This is a genomic window from Seonamhaeicola aphaedonensis (assembly GCF_003386195.1).
Classification (GTDB): domain Bacteria; phylum Bacteroidota; class Bacteroidia; order Flavobacteriales; family Flavobacteriaceae; genus Seonamhaeicola; species Seonamhaeicola aphaedonensis.
Genome location: NZ_QRDX01000006.1, coordinates 247,897 through 267,922 on the forward strand (window position 1 = coordinate 247,897; position 20,026 = coordinate 267,922).

19 protein-coding genes are annotated in these 20,026 nt (G+C 33.7%); 12 read left to right on the forward strand and 7 right to left on the reverse strand.

The annotated features are described in order from the left end of the window. Positions 1-26: 26 nt before the first annotated feature. Complete coding sequence (locus DFQ02_RS11230) at positions 27-797, reverse strand: tetratricopeptide repeat protein (protein ID WP_116524530.1); 771 nt, start codon at positions 795-797, stop codon at positions 27-29. 137 nt (positions 798-934) lie between these two features. On the opposite strand from DFQ02_RS11230, the gene recF reads away from it, so the two are divergent. The 4 genes from recF (at position 935) to DFQ02_RS11250 (ending at position 2,955) form a co-directional block, all read left to right on the forward strand. Continuing rightward, a complete protein-coding gene (gene recF / locus DFQ02_RS11235; RefSeq protein WP_116524531.1) occupies positions 935-2,014 on the forward strand; it encodes a DNA replication/repair protein RecF in 1,080 nt (359 codons plus the stop codon). A 2-nt stretch (positions 2,015-2,016) separates the two neighbouring features. Beyond that, on the forward strand, positions 2,017-2,313 hold the full coding sequence (locus tag DFQ02_RS11240) for a DUF721 domain-containing protein (RefSeq protein ID WP_116524532.1): 297 nt from the start codon (positions 2,017-2,019) through the stop codon (positions 2,311-2,313). Positions 2,314-2,412: 99 nt separating this feature from the next. Next, positions 2,413-2,604: a cold-shock protein gene (locus DFQ02_RS11245; RefSeq protein WP_116524533.1), complete on the forward strand. Its 192-nt coding sequence runs from the start codon at positions 2,413-2,415 to the stop codon at positions 2,602-2,604. Positions 2,605-2,763: 159 nt separating this feature from the next. Next, a complete protein-coding gene (locus DFQ02_RS11250) occupies positions 2,764-2,955 on the forward strand; it encodes a cold-shock protein (protein ID WP_116524534.1) in 192 nt (63 codons plus the stop codon). 128 nt (positions 2,956-3,083) lie between these two features. Here DFQ02_RS11250 and DFQ02_RS11255 read toward each other — a convergent pair whose 3' ends face one another. Beyond that, entirely contained in the window at positions 3,084-3,503 is a 420-nt protein-coding gene (locus tag DFQ02_RS11255) for a nucleoside-diphosphate kinase (protein ID WP_116524535.1), read from the reverse strand. Positions 3,504-3,589: 86 nt separating this feature from the next. Between DFQ02_RS11255 and DFQ02_RS11260 the strand changes: the two genes are divergently transcribed. The 6 genes from DFQ02_RS11260 to DFQ02_RS11285 all read left to right on the forward strand — a co-directional run bounded on the left by DFQ02_RS11260 (position 3,590) and on the right by DFQ02_RS11285 (position 9,133). Next, positions 3,590-4,609: a DHH family phosphoesterase gene (locus DFQ02_RS11260; protein WP_116524536.1), complete on the forward strand. Its 1,020-nt coding sequence runs from the start codon at positions 3,590-3,592 to the stop codon at positions 4,607-4,609. Beyond that, the gene (gene gldI, locus DFQ02_RS11265; protein WP_116524537.1) at positions 4,602-5,144 is read left to right on the forward strand and encodes a gliding motility-associated peptidyl-prolyl isomerase GldI; all 543 of its coding nucleotides are present in this window, start codon (positions 4,602-4,604) and stop codon (positions 5,142-5,144) included. The genes DFQ02_RS11260 and gldI overlap by 8 nt, the downstream gene beginning before the upstream one ends. Then, positions 5,145-6,272, forward strand: a complete 1,128-nt coding sequence (locus tag DFQ02_RS11270; RefSeq protein WP_116524538.1) for a peptidylprolyl isomerase — start codon at positions 5,145-5,147, stop codon at positions 6,270-6,272. Positions 6,273-6,418: 146 nt separating this feature from the next. Then, positions 6,419-7,348, forward strand: a complete 930-nt coding sequence (gene lgt, locus DFQ02_RS11275; RefSeq protein ID WP_116524539.1) for a prolipoprotein diacylglyceryl transferase — start codon at positions 6,419-6,421, stop codon at positions 7,346-7,348. Beyond that, the gene (locus tag DFQ02_RS11280; protein WP_116524540.1) at positions 7,348-7,818 is read left to right on the forward strand and encodes a DUF192 domain-containing protein; all 471 of its coding nucleotides are present in this window, start codon (positions 7,348-7,350) and stop codon (positions 7,816-7,818) included. The genes lgt and DFQ02_RS11280 overlap by 1 nt, the downstream gene beginning before the upstream one ends. 142 nt (positions 7,819-7,960) lie before the next feature. Beyond that, on the forward strand, positions 7,961-9,133 hold the full coding sequence (locus tag DFQ02_RS11285) for an MFS transporter (protein ID WP_116524541.1): 1,173 nt from the start codon (positions 7,961-7,963) through the stop codon (positions 9,131-9,133). Positions 9,134-9,174: 41 nt separating this feature from the next. On the opposite strand, the gene secDF is transcribed toward DFQ02_RS11285, so the two are convergent. From secDF to gyrB, 5 genes are all read right to left on the reverse strand, one after another. Next, positions 9,175-12,177 (reverse strand): protein translocase subunit SecDF, encoded by a 3,003-nt coding sequence (gene secDF / locus DFQ02_RS11290; protein ID WP_116524542.1) that lies wholly within the window; start codon positions 12,175-12,177, stop codon positions 9,175-9,177. A gap of 239 nt (positions 12,178-12,416) precedes the next feature. Further along, positions 12,417-13,016: a hypothetical protein gene (locus DFQ02_RS11295; protein ID WP_116524543.1), complete on the reverse strand. Its 600-nt coding sequence runs from the start codon at positions 13,014-13,016 to the stop codon at positions 12,417-12,419. A 67-nt stretch (positions 13,017-13,083) separates the two neighbouring features. Then, entirely contained in the window at positions 13,084-14,016 is a 933-nt protein-coding gene (locus tag DFQ02_RS11300; RefSeq protein ID WP_116524544.1) for a malate dehydrogenase, read from the reverse strand. 243 nt (positions 14,017-14,259) lie between these two features. Then, the gene (locus tag DFQ02_RS11305) at positions 14,260-15,276 is read right to left on the reverse strand and encodes a DUF6588 family protein (RefSeq protein ID WP_116524545.1); all 1,017 of its coding nucleotides are present in this window, start codon (positions 15,274-15,276) and stop codon (positions 14,260-14,262) included. A 275-nt stretch (positions 15,277-15,551) separates the two neighbouring features. Next, positions 15,552-17,495, reverse strand: coding sequence for a DNA topoisomerase (ATP-hydrolyzing) subunit B (gene gyrB / locus DFQ02_RS11310; protein WP_116524546.1), 1,944 nt, complete (start codon positions 17,493-17,495; stop codon positions 15,552-15,554). 480 nt (positions 17,496-17,975) lie between these two features. Here gyrB and DFQ02_RS11315 point away from each other — a divergent pair, with 480 nt between their 5' ends. Continuing rightward, entirely contained in the window at positions 17,976-19,244 is a 1,269-nt protein-coding gene (locus DFQ02_RS11315) for a porin (RefSeq protein ID WP_116524547.1), read from the forward strand. Between the two features lie 510 nt (positions 19,245-19,754). Further along, positions 19,755-20,024 carry a hypothetical protein gene (locus DFQ02_RS11320; RefSeq protein WP_181896408.1) on the forward strand — a complete coding sequence of 90 codons (270 nt, stop codon included), beginning with the start codon at positions 19,755-19,757 and terminating at the stop codon, positions 20,022-20,024. The last annotated feature ends 2 nt before the right edge of the window (positions 20,025-20,026 follow it).

A 20,026-nucleotide genomic window follows, 5' to 3' on the forward strand; every position in this document is an offset into this window, starting at 1 on the left:
TAACCGAGATTAAATTATTCTGGGCTTTACTTATTAGCTAACACAGTAGCTTTACCTATAAATACATCTATGTTTGAAGCCTCTGAGGATTCAGAGTAATCGGCTTTAATTCTTTCAAAGTAAGATAAGGCTTTATCGGCTTTTCCTAAATCTAATGCAATATTACCAGCTTTATACAAATACATAGGTGTTGTAAACTCATTGTCACGCAATTTAATAGCTTGCTCGTAATAATCTAAAGCGTCCTCTGGCTGATTTAACTGCACAAAAGCGTCACCAATATTACCTTTAGCTAAGGGTGCTAAAATCTCGTCATCACTTTTAAAGTTACTCAAATGTTCTACTGCATTTTTATAATCCTTCAATCTTAAATACGCAGTTCCAGCATAATAACTCGCTAAATTAGCAGCGTCTGTGCCACTGTATTCATTTATAATATCAAGCATTCCAAACTTTCCTTCACCTCCGTTTAAGGCTAAGTTATAAAGTGAATCTTTTTCAACTGCCGTTTGGGCTTCATCAAAATATTTTTGCGCTTGAAACATGTCGTTCATGGCGGTTATTTGCTTAGGTTTAGCTATAAACTCTTTATAACCCATAGTTCCTAAAACCACAGCAGCCACAACCCCAATGATAATAAAAATATATTTTTGGTTTTTTTCAACAAAAGCTTCTGTTTTTGAAGCGCCTTCATCAAGGGTATTAAAAACCTCAGCTGTTGTAGATCCTTCTTCAATGTTCTGCTGCTTTTCTTCCTTGGTTTTTGGTTTATATCCTCTCTTCTTGTACGTTGCCATATATTATAAATTAATGCGCCGCAAAAATATAATTTTTCTTAATAACTAAAAGGCTATTTATTTGATATTTTTCAATAATTTGCACTTCTTTTTACAGGTTTTTTCCCTTAAATAGACTTAAAATTGCTTTTGGCTACATGATTTTAAAATCACTTTCATTACTTAACTACAAAAATTTTGATAGCAAATCGTTTATTTTCAATGAAAAAATAAATTGTATTGTTGGTAATAATGGTATTGGAAAAACCAATGTTTTAGATGCCATCTACCATTTGTCTTTTGGGAAAAGTTATTTTAATCCGGTGGCCACTCAAAATATAAAACACGGTGAAGATTTTTTTGTAGTTAATGGTGACTATGTTAAGGATGAGAAAACCGAAAAAATAGTTGTTAGCCTTAAACGTGGACAGAAAAAAGTCATTAAACGCAATGGTAAAGCCTACGAAAAATTCAGCGAACATATTGGTTTCTTACCTTTAGTAATTATTTCACCAGCAGATAGGGATTTGATCATTGAAGGCAGTGATACCAGACGAAAGTTCATTGATAGCGTAATCTCGCAAAGTGATAAAATGTATTTAAGCCTCCTAATTAATTACAATAAAATATTGGCGCAACGCAATGCCTTATTAAAATATTTTGCGCTAAACCATACATTTAATAAGGATACCCTTGAGGTTTACAATAACCAACTCACTGAATACGGTACGCAAATTTTTGAAAAGCGAAACACGTTTTTAAAAGCCTTTATTCCCATTTTTAAAAAACGTTATCACGCCATTAGTAACGTTAATGAAGAGGTTGATTTGGTGTATCACAGCCATTTGTTTGATGATGATTTAAACGCGCTTTTAATAAACGTACTCAACAAAGACAAAGCCCTACAATACACCAGTGTAGGTATTCATAAAGACGATTTACATTTCAATATTGAAACCCATCCTATAAAAAAGTTTGGAAGTCAAGGACAACAAAAATCGTTTTTAATTGCTTTAAAGCTGGCTCAATTTGATTTTATAAAAGCCCAAAGTGGCGTACTGCCAATTTTATTGCTAGATGATATTTTTGATAAACTAGACGAACAACGTGTTGCTCAAATTATTAAATTAGTAGATGATGAAAATTTTGGACAGTTATTTATAAGTGACACCCATGCAGACCGTACCGAAAAAGCTGTTAAACAAGTGCATCAATCTTATGAGATTTTTAAACTTTAAAAATGCCTAAACGCCATAATGAACATATCAGTATTAAAGATGCCCTAAAAGAGTTTGTAGAAGCTAACAATCTAGAAAAAGGCTTAGACAAGGTTAATGTTGCCGATGCTTGGAAAAAGCTTATGGGTAATGGCGTAAACAACTACACAACTGCCATTAATTTACAAAGAGATACGCTGCATATTCAGTTAAGTTCAAGTGTTTTACGCGAAGAGTTAAGCTACGGTAAACAAAAAATCATCAACATGCTTAACGAAGAATTAGGCAAAGACATTATCAAAAAACTGATTCTTCGTTAGTTATACAATTTAATTAATCGAAATAAATTGATTAAAACCAACAACCTATTGTTTTTTAGGTTACCTTTGACGCTTAATTATTATTTTAATACAAATACAATGAGTAAAGGTACCGTAAAATTCTTCAATGATTCTAAAGGTTTTGGATTTATTGTTGAAGAGGACAACAACAAAGAACATTTCGTACACATTTCAGGAATTATCGATGAAATTCGTGAAGGCGACAATGTTGAGTTCGATCTACAAGAAGGTAGAAAAGGATTAAACGCCGTAAACGTAAAAGTAATCTAAAAGATATACACTTTAACAATTACAAAACAGAAAGTCTACTAATTTATTTTGGTAGACTTTTTTTATTTCTTATCTTTTCGGAACATATTTATGTTGAATATTAAAAACTTACTATTTAACATTAAATATGACATTTAGTAATAATTTAATATTTTTAAAATGAGTAAAGGAACAGTTAAATTCTTTAATGACTCAAAAGGTTATGGGTTCATTACAGAAGAAGGTTCAAAAAAAGAACATTTTGTTCACATTTCTGGATTGATTGATGAGATTAAAGAAGGTGATGATGTTGAATTCGATCTACAGGAAGGTAGAAAAGGTTTAAACGCAGTAAACGTAAAAGTTATCTAATTATAATTATTTTACTTTTTATTGACAATTTAAAAAGCCCGCAACGTTGTTGCGGGCTTTTTGTATAAGTTAGGATTTTATTTATCACTTCGACTGCGCTCAGCGTGATATTAAAATGAGTTCTTCAGTTAAAACTGCTCTCTCCCTGAAAAATGAAATGCACCTTCTATAGCGGCATTTTCATCACTATCACTTCCGTGAATAGCATTTTCGCTAATAGAGTTTGCATATAATTTTCTAATAGTACCTTCGGCAGCATCAGCAGGATTTGTAGCACCAATTAAAGTTCTAAAGTCTTCAACGGCATTTTCTTTTTCTAAGATAGCCGCTACAATGGGGCCGCGAGTCATATATTCAACCAATTCTCCAAAAAACGGACGCTCATTATGGATTGCATAAAACGTTTCAGCGTCGGCTTTGGTCATTTGTGTTAATTTCATTGCTACAATTCTAAATCCTGAAGCTGAAATCTTTTCTAATATTGCCCCAATGTGTCCTTTTTCAACAGCATCTGGCTTAAGCATTGTAAATGTTCTATTTGTTGCCATTATAATATTTTAAGTTGGCGCAAAAGTAATGTATTTCTGTTGAAACCCAAATAATCCAATTTTAAAAAATTGTATATTCGTCCTCTATGAATAAACAAGATATTAATAATATAAAACAGTTATTATCAAGCCCCAAAAAGATTATAATTGTTCCTCATAAAAACCCCGATGGCGATGCTATTGGTTCTAGCCTAGGTCTGCTAAATTATCTATTAAAAGGAAACCACAAAGCGCAGGTAATCACCCCAAACGATTATCCTGGCTTTCTAAAATGGATGCCCAATGAAGTTTCTATCCTAAAACACGACTCACAAACCAAACAGTGTGATGATTTAATTAATGAGGCTGATATTATTTTCACTTTAGATTTCAATGCGTTTCACAGAACAGGCAACATGGAAGCAGTGCTTACTGAAAGTAAGGCTCTTAAAATAATGATAGACCATCATCAATCACCTGATGATTATGCTACTTATATGTATAGTGATGTAAGTATGAGTTCAACTTGCGAAATGATTTACAATTTCATTGATATGCTAGGTGATTTGGATTTAGTTGACGCTGATATAGCCACCTGTTTATACACTGGTATTATGACAGACACAGGCTCTTTTAGGTTTTCATCAACCACCAGTACAACACACAGAATTGTAGCCAACCTTATTGAAAAAGGTGCTAATAATGCCAAAATTCATGATAATATCTACGATACTAATAGCTATAATAAATTACAACTTTTGGGTTGTGCCCTTAATAATTTAAAGGTCATTCCAGAATCTAGAACTGCCTACATCACACTATCACAAGACGAATTAAATCAATACAACTACACCAAAGGAGACACTGAAGGCGTTGTTAATTATGGCTTATCGCTTGATGGTATTGTACTTGCCGCTATATTTATTGAAGACAAGCAAGAAGGCATTATTAAAATATCGCTCCGGTCTAAAGGCAATTTCTCTGTAAACGACATGTCTCGCACTCATTTTAACGGTGGCGGACACATAAATGCTGCTGGCGGAAAGAGCTATTCCTCTTTAAAAGATACGGTTGAAAAATTTATTAGTATATTACCTACTTATAATAAAGCCCTAAACAATGAATAAAATATTCACCCTAGCCTTACTTTTTGCGATTTTTGGCTGTAAAATGCCTGAAGCCAGAAGGCCAATTTCATCAAAATCTGGTTCTTTTATAAACGAGTCCGTAGCTCGTAACAAAGCTTTAAACAAAAAAGAGCAAGCTGCTTTTGAAACCATTATGCAGCAAACAAACCAAGACTATATAGCCTCAGAAAGTGGTTTTTGGTATTATTATAATACCAAAGTTGAAGCAGACACTTTAAAAACACCTGATTTTGGAGATATTGTAAATTATGATTACGATGTAAGAGCGCTGAATGGCCAACTCATATATTCTAAAGAAGATTTAAAAACGCAGAACTACACTATGGATAAACAAGAACTTTTTACTGGTCTTCGTGAAGGTTTAAAGCTCATGAAAACAGGTGAAACAGTTACATTTCTATTTCCATCACAAAAAGCATATGGTTATTATGGCGATGATAACAAAATAGGCACTAACGTCCCTCTAATATGTGAAGTGACCGTAAACTCTATAACTGCAAACCAAGACCAATAAATGCGCTGTTTTACTAATAGCATCAATTTCCTTTTTCTACTTTATTTAGTAGTTTTATCGTCTTGTAAAAAGTCATACTCTAATCTTGAAGATGGACTTTATGCTGAAATAAAAACTAGTAAAGGTGATATGGTTGCCAAATTAGCGTATAAAAAAGTTCCCGTGACTGTTGCTAATTTTGTATCCCTTGCTGAAGGTACCAATACCCTTGTAGACAGTATTTATTTACAAAAGAAATTTTACAACGGACTCACATTTCACAGAGTAATAGACTCTTTTATGATTCAAGGTGGTGACCCTTTAGCCAATGGTAGAGGAAATCCAGGATATAGATTTAAAAATGAATTTCATCCAGACCTAAACCACAATAAACCTGGTATATTGGCCATGGCTAACGGTGGTCCAAACACTAATGGTAGTCAGTTTTATATCACTGAAGTTCCAAGACCCGACCTTAATAACCATTACAGTGTTTTTGGTGAATTGGTAGTAGGCACCAACATTCAAGATAGCATTTCTAATGTTAAAACTGATGCAAAGGATAAACCTCTTGAAGAGGTCATTATTGAAGAAATAAATATTATTAGAAAAGGAAAAGATGCTGAAAATTTTAATGCTCCAAAAATTTTCAAAAATCATTTTATTCAAGAAATACGAAAAGAAAAAAAGAGAAAAGAAAGAGCTAAAGCTATTATTAGAGACACAAAAGAAAAATTTATTGAGCAGCAAGAAGAAGCCACAACACTGCCTTCTGGTTTACAATATTTTGTTTCAAAATCTGGTAAAGGTGAAAAACTTTCAGAAAACGCTGTTGTAAAAACTCACTACACCGTATACTTCAGTAGCGGAAAACTCATTCAAACCAGTAGCCTTGAAAAAGCAAAAGCCTTAGAAGCCGTTAACGAAAAACGTTTAAGCGCCAATGGTTACCAACCCATTCATGCAGATATTAGTCCAGATGCTGATATGATTCCTGGTTTTAAAGAAGGCTTACAACAGCTGCATGTTGGTGACAAAGCCACCTTGTTTATACCGTACCATTTAGCCTATGGCGAAGCTGGAAATAGAGGTATTCCTCCTAAAACAGACCTCGTTTTTGAAGTAGAAATTCTTGAAATAGTTAAGTGATTATAGTGTAAATTTTGATTTTGCAACAATAACCTCATAACACCCTACAACTCTAACCATTTCAAATTGCTATTATTACGTATGTCAACATAATTTTAACACTTAAGTTATAGTAAACACTTATATTTACAACTTAAAATTACCTCATGCAAGCATTAAAATTTGATTGGAACCCTATCACTGGTATTGACATTGTTGGCAACTTTAAATTACACTTTTATAGCCTCATGTGGGTGGTTGCCTTTGTAATTGGATGGTATATTATGAAACGTATTTTCACTAAAGAAAAAGTTTCACTCACCTACTTAGACCCCTTATTTATTTATACTGTTTTAGCAACCATGTTAGGGGCACGCCTTGGTCATGTTCTATTTTATCAAAGAGAATTAATATCTCAAGATTTTTGGAGTATTTTCCTGCCATTCAGTTTTAAAGACGGCATAGAATTTACAGGCTTCCAAGGGTTAGCCAGTCATGGAGCTGCCATTGGTATCATAATCGGTATGTATTTGTACCGAAGAAAATATAAATACAAAACACTACTTTGGATATTAGACAGAGTGGTTATTTCGGTAGCATCAGGTGCTGTTTTTATTAGAATTGGAAATTTTATTAATTCTGAAATCATTGGAAGAGAATCAGGAGATTTCCCTTTGGGTGTGCGCTTTATTCAAGATCATTATTATAAAAGTCAAATCAAGCAACTAACAGGAATCAAAGACGTTCAAAAAGCCTATGATGCTGTTACAGAAAACCCACAATTTTCCGAATTACTAAACGCTGTTCCATACCGTCATCCAGCACAGTTATACGAATCGTTCAGCTACATTTTTGTGTTTTTAATTCTCTGGTATTTTTACACAAAAACTACCAAAAAAGACCAATCTGGTTTTTTATTTGGATTATTCCTTATTCTACTTTGGACCGTGCGTTTCTTTGTAGAGTTTGTAAAAGAACCTCAAGGAGAAGAATATATTAATTGGTTTGGGCTACAAACTGGGCAATGGTTAAGTATTCCATTTATTTTTATTGGCTTGTACTTTATGTTTGTTTACAAAGCAAAACTCGTTAAATAATGTTTCTTCGAGTTCTTATTATAGCGCTTTTTATCTCTTGTTTAATTTCTTGTAGACAGGATAAAAAAGTAATTAAGCAAACTGAAATTTCCTTTAAAAAAGAAGGTGAACTAGTTCTTCATAAGATTAAAACAGACACTTCAAAAATTATATTAGATATTGAAATAGCCGATACCGATTTTGATATTCAAACAGGATTGATGTATCGTAATTCAATGAAAACCAACCAAGGGATGTTATTTGTTTTTGATGATGAAACTGAACGGTTTTTTTATATGAAAAACACTAAAATTCCGTTAGACCTTATCTTTATTAACTCTAATAAAACTATTGTTAGTTTTCAAAAAAACACTAAACCCTTTGATGAATCGTCGCTACCATCAAATGCTTCTGCTAAATATGTACTAGAAATTAATGCGGGATTAGTAGACGCTTGGGGGCTTTCAGTGGGTGATAGTTTGAGTTTTTAAAATCTCTACTAAATCTCACAAACCTAGTTTTACTATTTTTCAAAAAATTGAAGTTGTTAAGTTTTCAATTCATGACTTGTAAGTAATTGGACTTAATAGACACAAAGTATTATAGCCAAACAGATATAAAAGTTACTTCTAGATGAATAGCCAAAAAAATGTGCTTCCTTTAATTGTAATTTCACAGTTATTCTGTACTTCTCTGTGGTTTGCAGGTAATGCCATTTTAGACGATTTAACCAGTAGCTTGGATCTCCAAGAAAACGCACTTGGATATTTAACATCTACTGTTCAATTTGGTTTTATTACAGGAACGTTAATATTTGCATTGCTTTCAATAGCTGATCGTTTTTCCCCTTCTAAAGTATTTTTTACTTGTGCGCTTTTAGGTGCTCTAGCCAACTTAAGTATTACTTGGCAAGGCAATACGTTTTTAAGTATTCTCATACTTAGATTTCTCACCGGATTTTTTCTTGCCGGTATCTATCCCGTTGGTATGAAAATAGCTGCTGATTACTATAACAAAGGTCTAGGAAAATCTCTGGGATTTTTGGTTGGCGCTTTGGTAATTGGCACTGCTTTACCGCACTTATTAAAAGGTGTAAAAGGTGATTATTCTTGGGAAATAGTATTGATAATAACCTCATCTTTAGCCCTTTTAGGAGGCTTGTTAATTCTATATTTTGTGCCTAATGGCCCGTACAGAACCCCTAATAACAAGCTAGACATCTATGCCATATTAAAAATCTTTAAAGTAAAACCTTTTAGATCTTCGGCTTTTGGATATTTTGGTCATATGTGGGAGTTATATACCTTTTGGGCTTTTGTTCCTGTGATTTTACAATATTACACTAAAATGCATCCTGAAACCTTCTTTAACATCCCTTTATTATCATTTATCATTATTGGGGTTGGTGGGATTTCCTGTGTATTAGGAGGTTATTTGGCTCAAAAAGTAGGTACAAAAAAAATAGCCTCAATATCATTATCTTTATCGGTGCTCTGTTGTCTTATATCTCCAGTGCTATTCTTTTCAAACTCTCAATATCTATTTGTGCTTTTTCTTATTTTTTGGGGTATGGTTGTAATTGCAGATTCTCCTCTGTTATCAACACTAGTTGCTCAAAATGCTCCTCCTAAGTTTAAAGGAACCGCATTAACCATAGTTAACTCTGTTGGTTTTGCTATAACAATTGTGAGCATTCAGCTTACTACTTTTTTAAGAGAGGTGTCAGACACACCAGTTATACTAATTGTTTTAGTAATAGGACCTATTCTCGGGTTAATATCGCTCAGAAATAAAAAAGCCTATTAACAAACGTTAATAGGCTTCAAAAAGAATGAGTTAGTTAAGTTTTAGTCCTTCTTCTTTTTATCATCTAGTTTTTGTACTGTGTTGTACATAATTGGCGTTGCAATAAACAACGATGAATAGGTACCTACAATAACACCAACGATTAATGCAAACATAAACCCTCTAATAGAATCGCCACCAAAAATAAAGATAGCCAATAATACCACCAAGGTAGTTAAAGAGGTGTTTAATGTTCTGCTCAATGTACTGCTTAAAGATTCGTTTACTACACGGAAGAACTTCCAGCTAGTGTGCTCATTAAAGAACTCACGAATTCTATCAAATACAACTACCGTATCGTTTAACGAGTAACCTATTACCGTTAATACGGCCGCAATGAATGCTTGGTTAATTTCCATGTTAAATGGCATAAACTTATAGGTTAATGAAAATATACCTAATACAATTAATACATCATGGAATACAGCTGCAACGGCACCTAATGAGTATTGCCAACGTTTAAAACGTATTAAAATGTATAAAAATACCACAATTAGAGAACCCAACACTGCCCAAACCGAAGCTTGCTTGATATCATCAGCAATGGTTGGACTAACCTTGTAAGACTCCATTAAACCAACTTGTTTGTTTTCATTACTTAAATCAACAAATTGTTCATAATTTACGCCTTCTAAATAAGGTTGTAAACCACTAAAAAGTTTTTCTTTAATTTCTTCATCTACCTCAATACCGCTTTCATTTACTTTGTATTTAGTAGTCACTTTTAATTGGTTTGAAGCTCCAAAGGTTTTAGCATCGGCACTACCAAATACATCCGGACTTGATAACGCACCTGTAATTTCAGAAGCACTTACGTCATTTGCAAAACGTACTAAATACGTTCTACCTCCAACAAAATCAACGCCTTGATCTAATCCGTTTGTAAATAATGATCCTAAACTTAAGGCGATAATAGTTCCAGAAATAATGAAAGCCATCTTACGTTTCTTCAAGAAATCGATATTGATATTTCTGAAAAGGTTTTTAGTGATTGCTGTAGAGAACGTTAATTTACCACCTCTATTTACATACCAATCAATTAATAATCTGGTAATGAAAATAGCTGTAAATAATGATGTACCAATACCAATTAATAAGGTTGTTGCAAACCCTTTAATAGGTCCTGTTCCAAAAATGAATAGTATTAATGCTGTTAAACCTGTGGTAATATTGGCATCTAAAATAGAAGACAGTGCATTTCCAAAACCGTCTGCAATAGCCTCTTTTTGCCCCTTACCTTTGGCAAGTTCTTCTCTTATGCGTTCAAAGATAAGTACATTAGCATCCACCGACATACCAATGGTTAATACAATACCCGCAATACCTGGTAATGTTAGTACAGCTCCTAATCCTGATAGTATACCAAAGATTAATAAAATGTTTAATGCCATGGCAATATCTGCCATTCCACCAGCTTTTCCGTAGTAAAAAATCATCCAAAGCAATACCACTATTAGGGCTATTATGAACGACATTGTACCACTATCAATAGCTTCTTGACCTAACGATGGCCCTACAACCTCACTAGATATAATATCGGCCGATGCTGGTAACTTACCTGCACGTAATACGTTAGCTAAATCGCTTGCTTCAGCTACTGAAAAATCACCAGAAATTGATGAATTACCACCAGCAATTGGTCCAGAGGTTACCCCTGGAGCCGAATAAACAACATTATCTAAAACAATGGCTATTTGACTACCTTTAGAAAAAGCTTCACCGGTCATTTTTTCCCAGATTTTAGCGCCTTTAGAATTCATTTGCATAGACACTTCTGGTCTACCAGTAAGGCCGTAACTAACGCGTGCATCTGTAACAACCGCACCACTTAACTGCGGAATATCATCTCTATTTCCAACTAAAGCATACAGATCTACAAGCTCTGAGTTTTTGTCTGGTTTTCCAAACACAAACTTAGCGAAGCGCTGCTCTGCAGGAAGTAAAGACCTTACCTCTCTTTTGTTTAAATACTCAAGTACTTTTTCTTTGTCCTTAAGTTCAAACTTAGCTATTATTGGTCCGCCTTGGTAACCAGGTCCTCTAATTAAATCCAATAAGGGGTTAACCGTACTGGCAACCTCTGTTGAGTCTGTTGTGGCATCACCCAATAGTTCATCAACCGTATCTTGGGCTGTAGCATCTTCTGTATCATTACTTTCGGCTAAGTCAGTGGCAGTTTCTACTTCTACTAAAGGTTTTAGAGCCTCATTTGCCTGACCTAAAAAGTTAAAGAACAAGTCACCTCTGTAGGCATCCCAAAATTGTAATTGGGCCATGGTAGTAAAATTACGCTCTGCTCTTTCAATATCTTTAGCTCCTGGTAACTCAATTAAAATTCTTCCTGAATTTCCTAAACGTTGAATATTAGGTGACGTTACCCCCAACCCATCAATACGTTTGCGTAATACTTCAAAAGCAGACACTACAGACTCATCAATCTTTCTTTGGATAATGGTTTTCACCTCATCGTCACTCATGCTTCCATCAATCTCACCATCCAGCTCTTTTGTGTAAAAAATATCTGGTGACGCTAACTTCGTATCACCTTTAATTTTATCAAATTCAATAAAGAAATCTTCCAGATAGGTATTCTGACTGTTCTTTTGGACTTCTGAAGCATTCTCTAAAGCTGTATTAAAAACTGGATCTTGTGTGTTATTAGCTAAGCCTTTTAAAATATCTTTTACAGACACTTGAAGGATGACGTTAATACCTCCTTTTAGGTCTAAACCTAAATTCATAGCATTATCCTTTACTTCATCGTAGGTATAATCTAAAACACCTAAAATACTATAAACCGTATCCTTTGAAATGGCATTTAAATAATTGGCTTCTTCCTGACTTCTCTTTGCGCGGAAGTCTTCTTCTGTTTCCGCTATTGTTTCAATAGCATGAGCTTCGGCTTCACTCTCAACTTGACTTGCTTTAAATGTGAACGATAATTGGTAAATACTCACCAACCCAAACAATAAAGCAAACAACTTTACTACTCCTTTATTTTGCATTCTTTTGTTATTTTGTGTTATGTTCTTCTGAGTGTATATCACACCCGTTTTAGAACCTAACCATTGTTTTTGTTATTATAATTGAAATTTAAACGCTCTAGCGCTTTTGTCTTTTTATGATAGTTGGATTGTCATTCTGAGTGGAATTAAAAATTCATAAATTGCAATGAAATTATCCGTTACAGTATACCACACGCAAACTCAACTATGTGCTATATATTTAGAATGACCAAAGTTTTTCAGCATTTAGGACCTGCTCTTACCTCAGGTTCTGTATATGAAGTATCGTTTATTGCAATAGCAATATTATGGCTTACTTTATAAGCTATTTTTAATAAGTGATTTGACTTATCAATAGTTTGGTTTCCTAATGAAAAATACACATTAGGGTTACTAAATCTGTCGTAATCGTATTTTATTTCTAAAACATACTTACCTCCTAAATTTGATGATTCAGGACCTTTTCTAATATCAAAAACATCCAGATTATAGTTGGAAGGGTTTTTATCATCACCAGAATCTTGATTATTTGAAGTATAATCAAATACCAAATGCTTTTCTTTTGAAAGCATTTCTTTTATGCTAGCAGCCTTAACCTTGCTATGGTAAGTGATTTTTAGAGTACCATTTTCAGTCTGATGAACTTTAATGTTTTTAGCACCAACTTCACACAACTGTTTTTCAACATCTGCAATGGCTTTTTGAACTTCCGCTTCAGTAGTCTCCAGATTAACAAATTCCAAAACAATTTCCTGATTGGGAACAGGATCTTGTTTTTGGCAAACACCAAGAAGTGTTAATGCTATTATTAATATACTAAAGTACCATTTTGCGTTCATGCGCCAAATATATAAAAATAAAGACTGTATTGCTACAGTCTTTATTGATAAATTATGTAAGTGAATATTAAGCCTCTACACTTAATAATCCGTTAGTTTTTCTAACACCTTCGGCGCTTGACTGCATGTGTGCTTTTTCGGCATCACTTAATGGTATATCAACAATCTTTTCAATGCCATCTTTTCCTAAGACAACAGGTACACCAATACAAATATCATTTAATCCGTACTCGCCCTCCAATAAAGTAGAACATGGGAAGATTTTCTTTTGATCACAAGCTATAGCTTGTACTAAAGCACTCACCGCAGCTCCAGGTGCATACCACGCCGAAGTACCCAACAACTTAGTTAATGTAGCACCACCAACTTTAGTATCTGCTGCAACTTGCTCTAATCTTTCAGCGCTTAAAAACTCAGAAACTTTTACGCTGTTTCTTGTAGCGTGACTTGTTAAAGGTACCATACCGGTATCACTATGTCCTCCAATTACCATGCCATCTACATCAGAAATAGGGGCTCCTAAAGCTTCTGCTAACCTATATTTAAAACGAGCAGAATCTAACGCACCACCCATACCAATAATTTTATTTTTAGGTAAATCTGTAGATTGATGTACTAAATAAGTCATAGTATCCATTGGGTTACTAACCACAATGATGATGGTATCTGGCGAATACTCTAATAAGCTTGAAGACACTGTTTTAACAATACCTGCGTTAATTCCAATTAACTCCTCACGCGTCATACCAGGCTTTCTTGGAATACCTGAAGTAATCACACAAATATCACTACCAGCTGTTATACTATAATCGTTTGTAACACCCGTTATTTTAGTGTCAAATCCATTTAATGATGCTGTTTGCATTAAATCCATAGCTTTACCCTCAGCATACCCTTCTTTGATGTCTAGTAAAACTACTTCTGAAGCAAAATCTTTTATGGCAATATACTCAGCGCAACTTGCACCTACTGCTCCTGCTCCTACTACTGTTACTTTCATGTTCTTAATAATTATTTGTTAAATTTTGAATAGTTTTCGGTTTTATATATCCAAGCTTTATGGTATTTAGTCTTTTTATAGATATATTTAAGACCAAAGTCCTGCAAAATTAAGAATTAAAACGCTCTAAATAAAAAAAGTACAAGATTAAATCCTGTACTTTTTTAAAACATAAAATTAAATATAAACTAACTAAAATTAAAACATATATATTGAAAACAAGTTAATAACTGTTCTGTTATTTTATCTAAATCCAAAATTAATACCAACAGAAAAAGCATTGAAATCTGATAAATGATACTCGGCGTTAATTCTGAAAAAACCTAATTTCAATTTTGTCCCTAGTGTTCCTCTTACCGAAGATACTTCACTTTTTACTGAAAATGGATCTACAATAGGTTCAGCCGTTAGTAAACCATTGGAAACTATGTAGGTACCTAACATATCAGAATTTGATTCTCCTTTAATATAACCAATACCACCATAAAAATTTATTACTGGTAACTTTGTTGATGCAATTAATTGCAGTAACCAAGTGTTGGTATCATTCTCTAAACGTTGGTCTTCTCCCAGTATTCCAGAACTCTCTGTTAAATTATAAGTGGCATCGAGATGTGTATATGCTACCAAACCAGAAACAGCCACTGGCAGCAACTTATCTGCTGGCAACCATTTAGTGAACTCCACCTGTAAACCGGCACCATAAGCATTAAATTTCACATCTTCGGTATCTATCTTAGGTATAAAACGCGCTTTGAGTTCAATACCTTTACTTAACCCTAATGCTCCTTGAATAAATGCAGAAGGTATCATATTTACGTTTTCTGAAGCCAATCCTGTTGGTAAGGTGATTTGCTCAGTTTGTTGACCAAACAAAGGATCATCATAGGTAACTTCAACAACCACATCGGGGTCATTATGACCCAGTACAGAAGCAACATTTTGAACTTGCCCCCCTTGAACAAACTGAACGTTATTGTAATCGGCTGTATTCATTAAAAAGGTTTTGCTTTCGCTTTTAGGCTGTGCGGCACTGGCAATGATAGAGATTTCAAAACCTCCTAACGGTTTAGCATCTGCTGTATTAAACCAGTTAGAGTTAATGCTGTGTATTAGACCATCGGTTCCTGGCATTAAATAATCGCTTGCAAAACGTGCAGCATCTTCTACACCCGCAGCCAATAAAGCGTCAATATCATTTTGAGCTTTTGAAGTAAGCACCATAAAACACAGTAGCATGAATAAGGTTAATTTTTTCATCAGTTTTTAATTTAGGCAGAACAAACATATGAAAATATTTGCTAAATATAACGTTTAATCGTCTAAAATTACATTTAATCGATTTTTTTGTATTACAATAAACTACTCAAACCCTCATTTATTAGACACTTTATTCTTTCTCACTACAATAATCAACAAACATTTATCAATAACATTATCTCAATTACCATGGTATTTAGCAACTCATTTAACAATAAAAACCCCTGCAATGAAAATAATTACAGGGGTTTTAGATTAAACTTTATTGTTTAAAATTATGCGTCTATATTTGCATAAATAGCATTTTTTTCAATAAAATCCCTCCTTGGTGGAACTTCATCACCCATTAGCATAGAGAAAATTCTATCTGCCTCAGAACCATTTTCAATTTGCACTTGTCGCATGGTTCTAAATTCTGGGTTCATTGTAGTATCCCATAATTGTTCAGCGTTCATTTCACCAAGACCTTTATAACGTTGTATTTTACAACCATCTCCAAACTCCGCTATAATCTCATCGCGTTCTTTATCAGACCAAGCATAACGCTTTTTAGCACCTCTTCTTACTAAATATAACGGCGGTGTTGCAATATATATATGACCGTTCTCAATCAATTCTTTCATGTACCTAAAGAAGAATGTTAAGATTAGAGTTGCAATGTGGCTACCATCTATATCGGCATCACACATAATCACAATTTTGTGATAACGTAATTTCGAAATATTTAATGCCTTACTGTCCTCTTCGGTACCAATAGTTACACCAAGTGCTGTAAAGATGTTCTTAATTTCTTCATTTTCGAAAACCTTATGTTGCATTGCTTTTTCAACATTCAGAATTTTACCTCTTAGCGGCAGTATAGCTTGAAAATTTCTATCCCTACCTGCTTTAGCAGTTCCACCTGCCGAATCACCCTCTACTAAATATAACTCACATTTTTCTGGATCTTGTTCTGAACAATCTGTTAATTTACCAGGTAAGCCACCAATACTCATGACGGTTTTACGCTGTACCATTTCACGAGCTTTTTGAGCTGCATGACGCGCTTGAGCCGCTAAAATTACTTTTTGAACAATGGTTTTCGCATCGTCTGGGTGCTCCTCCAAATAATCAGTTAACATCTCAGAAACCGCTTGACTTACAGAAGCAGACACTTCTCTATTACCAAGTTTTGTTTTGGTTTGCCCCTCAAACTGAGGTTCGGCTACCTTTACAGAAATGATAGCCGTTAAACCTTCTCGGAAATCATCTCCTGAAATATCAAACTTCAACTTATCTGTTAATCCTGACGAATCAGCATATTTTTTTAGAGTATGGGTTAACCCTCGTCTGAAGCCAGTTAGATGTGTTCCTCCTTCGTGTGTATTAATATTATTTACATAAGAATGCAGATTCTCTGCATAAGAGGTGTTATAAATCATGGCTACCTCAACAGGAACGCCATTTTTATCTCCTTCAAAAGCAATAACACTTTGCATTAAGGGTTCTCTATTCCCGTCTAGATACTTTACAAATTCTGTAAGACCATTTTCTGAATGAAATGTCTCTCCTTCAAACTCACCCTTTTCATTTTTGTGACGCCTATCTGTAAGAGTAATGGTAATTCCCTTATTTAGGAATGCCAATTCTCTAAGTCGACTTGCCAAAGTATCGTAATTATATTCTATTTCTGTTTGAGTAAAAATAGTAGGATCAGGTTTAAAAGTTACAAGTGTTCCTGTTTTATCAGAATCACCTACTGTTTTTACAGGATACAAAGTTTTACCACGTTCATACTCCTGTTCCCATATTTTTCCTTCTCTATGAACAGTAGCTTTTAAGTGCTCAGACAAGGCATTCACACAACTTACTCCCACTCCATGCAAACCACCAGATACTTTGTAAGAATCTTTATCGAATTTACCACCAGCTCCAATTTTAGTCATAACCACCTCTAGTGCAGACACCCCTTCTTTTTTGTGCATACCCACGGGAATACCACGACCATTGTCTTCAGTAGTGATGGAATTATCTTCGTTTATAGTAACTTTTATAGTATCACAATGTCCAGCCAAAGCCTCATCAATAGAGTTATCCACCACCTCATACACTAAATGATGTAAACCTCTTACCCCAACATCACCAATATACATAGAAGGACGCATACGTACATGCTCCATTCCTTCTAGCGCCTGAATACTATCGGCTGAATAATTGTGTTTTTTAGCTTCTTCGCTCATATTTTTCTTTAATTTTGCTTTTGTTTGTTAAGTTCCCGTTTTTAAACGGGATTAATTCATTTCACAGATTATTTATCGATTTCATCTAGAAAATCTAGAATCTCATTTACACAAAAAAATGACGCACATGCATCATTCTACCACTAACAAATATACGAAATGCAGAAGCCTTTGAAAAGCTTTTTATGGAGTTTGTGCAAAAATTATCAACAATTGTTAATTAGTATGAAAGTCGCTTAAAAAGGCTTAAAAGTATCTTAAAATTGATTTTGATGGTTTATTTTACAAATGCAAAACCTCAACCTTAACAAAAATCTTTTACACCTCATGATTTACTCTAAGACAAGTATTTGAAACTAGTTAAAAAAGATTAGTTTGAGCTTTTATTTAAATAAAGCTATTAAAACATGACTCTTATCACTTTATATAATCTATATTACTTTTAGTTTTGCCCTTTAAATCTTTTAAAAATAGTTTAAAATGATATTTTCTAGAAACGCCAGGGAAAGATTTGTTGTTACCTTGATGCTATTGACTCCCTTTTTATTTTTTTCTCAAGAGAATAAAGAAGAGAAACCAAAAATAAACTGGAATATAACTTCACAAATATGGCTACGGTATTCCGACTTAAATGAAGGATCTGTAATTCAAGGTGAGCCTACCTCTGAGTTTTTCGATATATCTATTCGTAGGTTACGTATCCCTGTGAACTGCCAAGTTACACCAAAAATATATTTATACGCCATTTTTGGTGGCAACAATTTTAATTTTAAACAAAAGGACCTTCCTCTAGAAATACTGGATCTTTATGCCGAATATACATTTGCTAAGTATTTTGAAGTTGGTGTAGGTAAATCTGGTTGGCAAGGTTTAAGCCGATGGAATATACGTTCTAGTAAGTCATTAATGGGTTTAGACTCACCACTTTTTACGCTAAACTCGGTTGAAAAAAATGATGATATTGGTAGGTTGTTTGGCGCATGGATTAAAGGACAGGCTGGAAAATTTGATTATAGATTAGCTTTTAACAGACCTTTTTTTGTCACATCAATCCCAGAAGGTGATGTGAATTTTGCCAACAACAAACCCAGAGTAAAAACTTCAGGGTATGTCAAATATCAATTTTTTGAAAATGAATCTAATAAATCTGCCTACCAAACAGGCACCTATATACAAAATAAAAAAGTATTTAATATAGGTGCTGGTTTTCAATTCCAGTCTGATGCCATGAGTGATGGTGACGCCCAATTAGAAACAACTACATTATACGACATGTCTCACTTCGCAGTAGACTCGTTTTTAAACTTACCTCTCGTAAATGGGGATGCTATTACCGCTTACCTTGGCTATTATGATTATGATTTTGGTAAAGATTATATAAGAAATGTTGGTGCCAATAACCCAACATCTGGTGGTGGCATCGATTTTAATGGATCTGGTGTTGGTTTCCCTATGATTGGTACAGGAACAACATGGTACATGCAATTTGGATATGCGTTTAAACAAACAGACATTTTAAATCAAAACGTTGTGATTCAACCTAATATAGCCATACAACACTCTAATTGGGATAAATTATCAGATAAAATGACAGTGTATGATTTTACGATAAATTTTTTAGTAAATGGTTCACACGATAATAAAATAAGTTTAGGATACCAACACAGACCGATATTTGATGCCGATAATTTTCAACAAAAAGATTATAAAGGAATGGCTGTGATGCAGTATCAAATATCATTAAAATAAAGTCTATTTATATCTTCATAAGTAAAAGCAAATAACAAATAATTCTTTACAGAACCTATAGTTAAACTTGAAGATAGACCAAAAATAGGTGTGTAATTAAAATTTAGTTCCTCATGAAAAATAACCATGTGACAATGTTAAATTTATCATCCGTAGGTTATAGAGAAACTAGATCATAACTTAACACTAAATCATTTATTTGAGCAAAACTATTGAAAGAGTAACAATTTATTATACAAAACGAACTTTAAACATTAAGAATTACAATAAATAGTTTAAAAACCATAAAATTAAAATCAAAATTTTATCAATTTGACAATAATGAAATGGACATTGAAAAAAAATACGGTTACTACGTATATTCTGTATATATTTGGCGTGTTAAAATGAGAAATAACAACAACAATAATAATTTCAATAATCCTAAATTTTAGGACAGGAAGGTTATTGTTCAAAAATATTAAAAGCCTTCCAAAAACGGGAGGCTTTTTTAATTAAAAAATTTGAAACATGAGTAAAATTATGACAGTCGACGTTCTGTCGAGTATTAAAGGCTCAAAACCCTCAGAAGCGGTAAGTAAACTATTTGATGTGATTAAAAATGCACACCCATCAAATAACAGCACTTTTAATAGTAATCATAATAAAGCGGTATCAATAGATGATTTAAGAGAGGATGTCGTAATTGAAAGTTCGGCCACCGAAAGACAAATCATAAAAGACAATTTTCCTAAAGAGAAAAATGGGTACTTAGTTGTTTCCAAAGTGATTGAAGAATAATG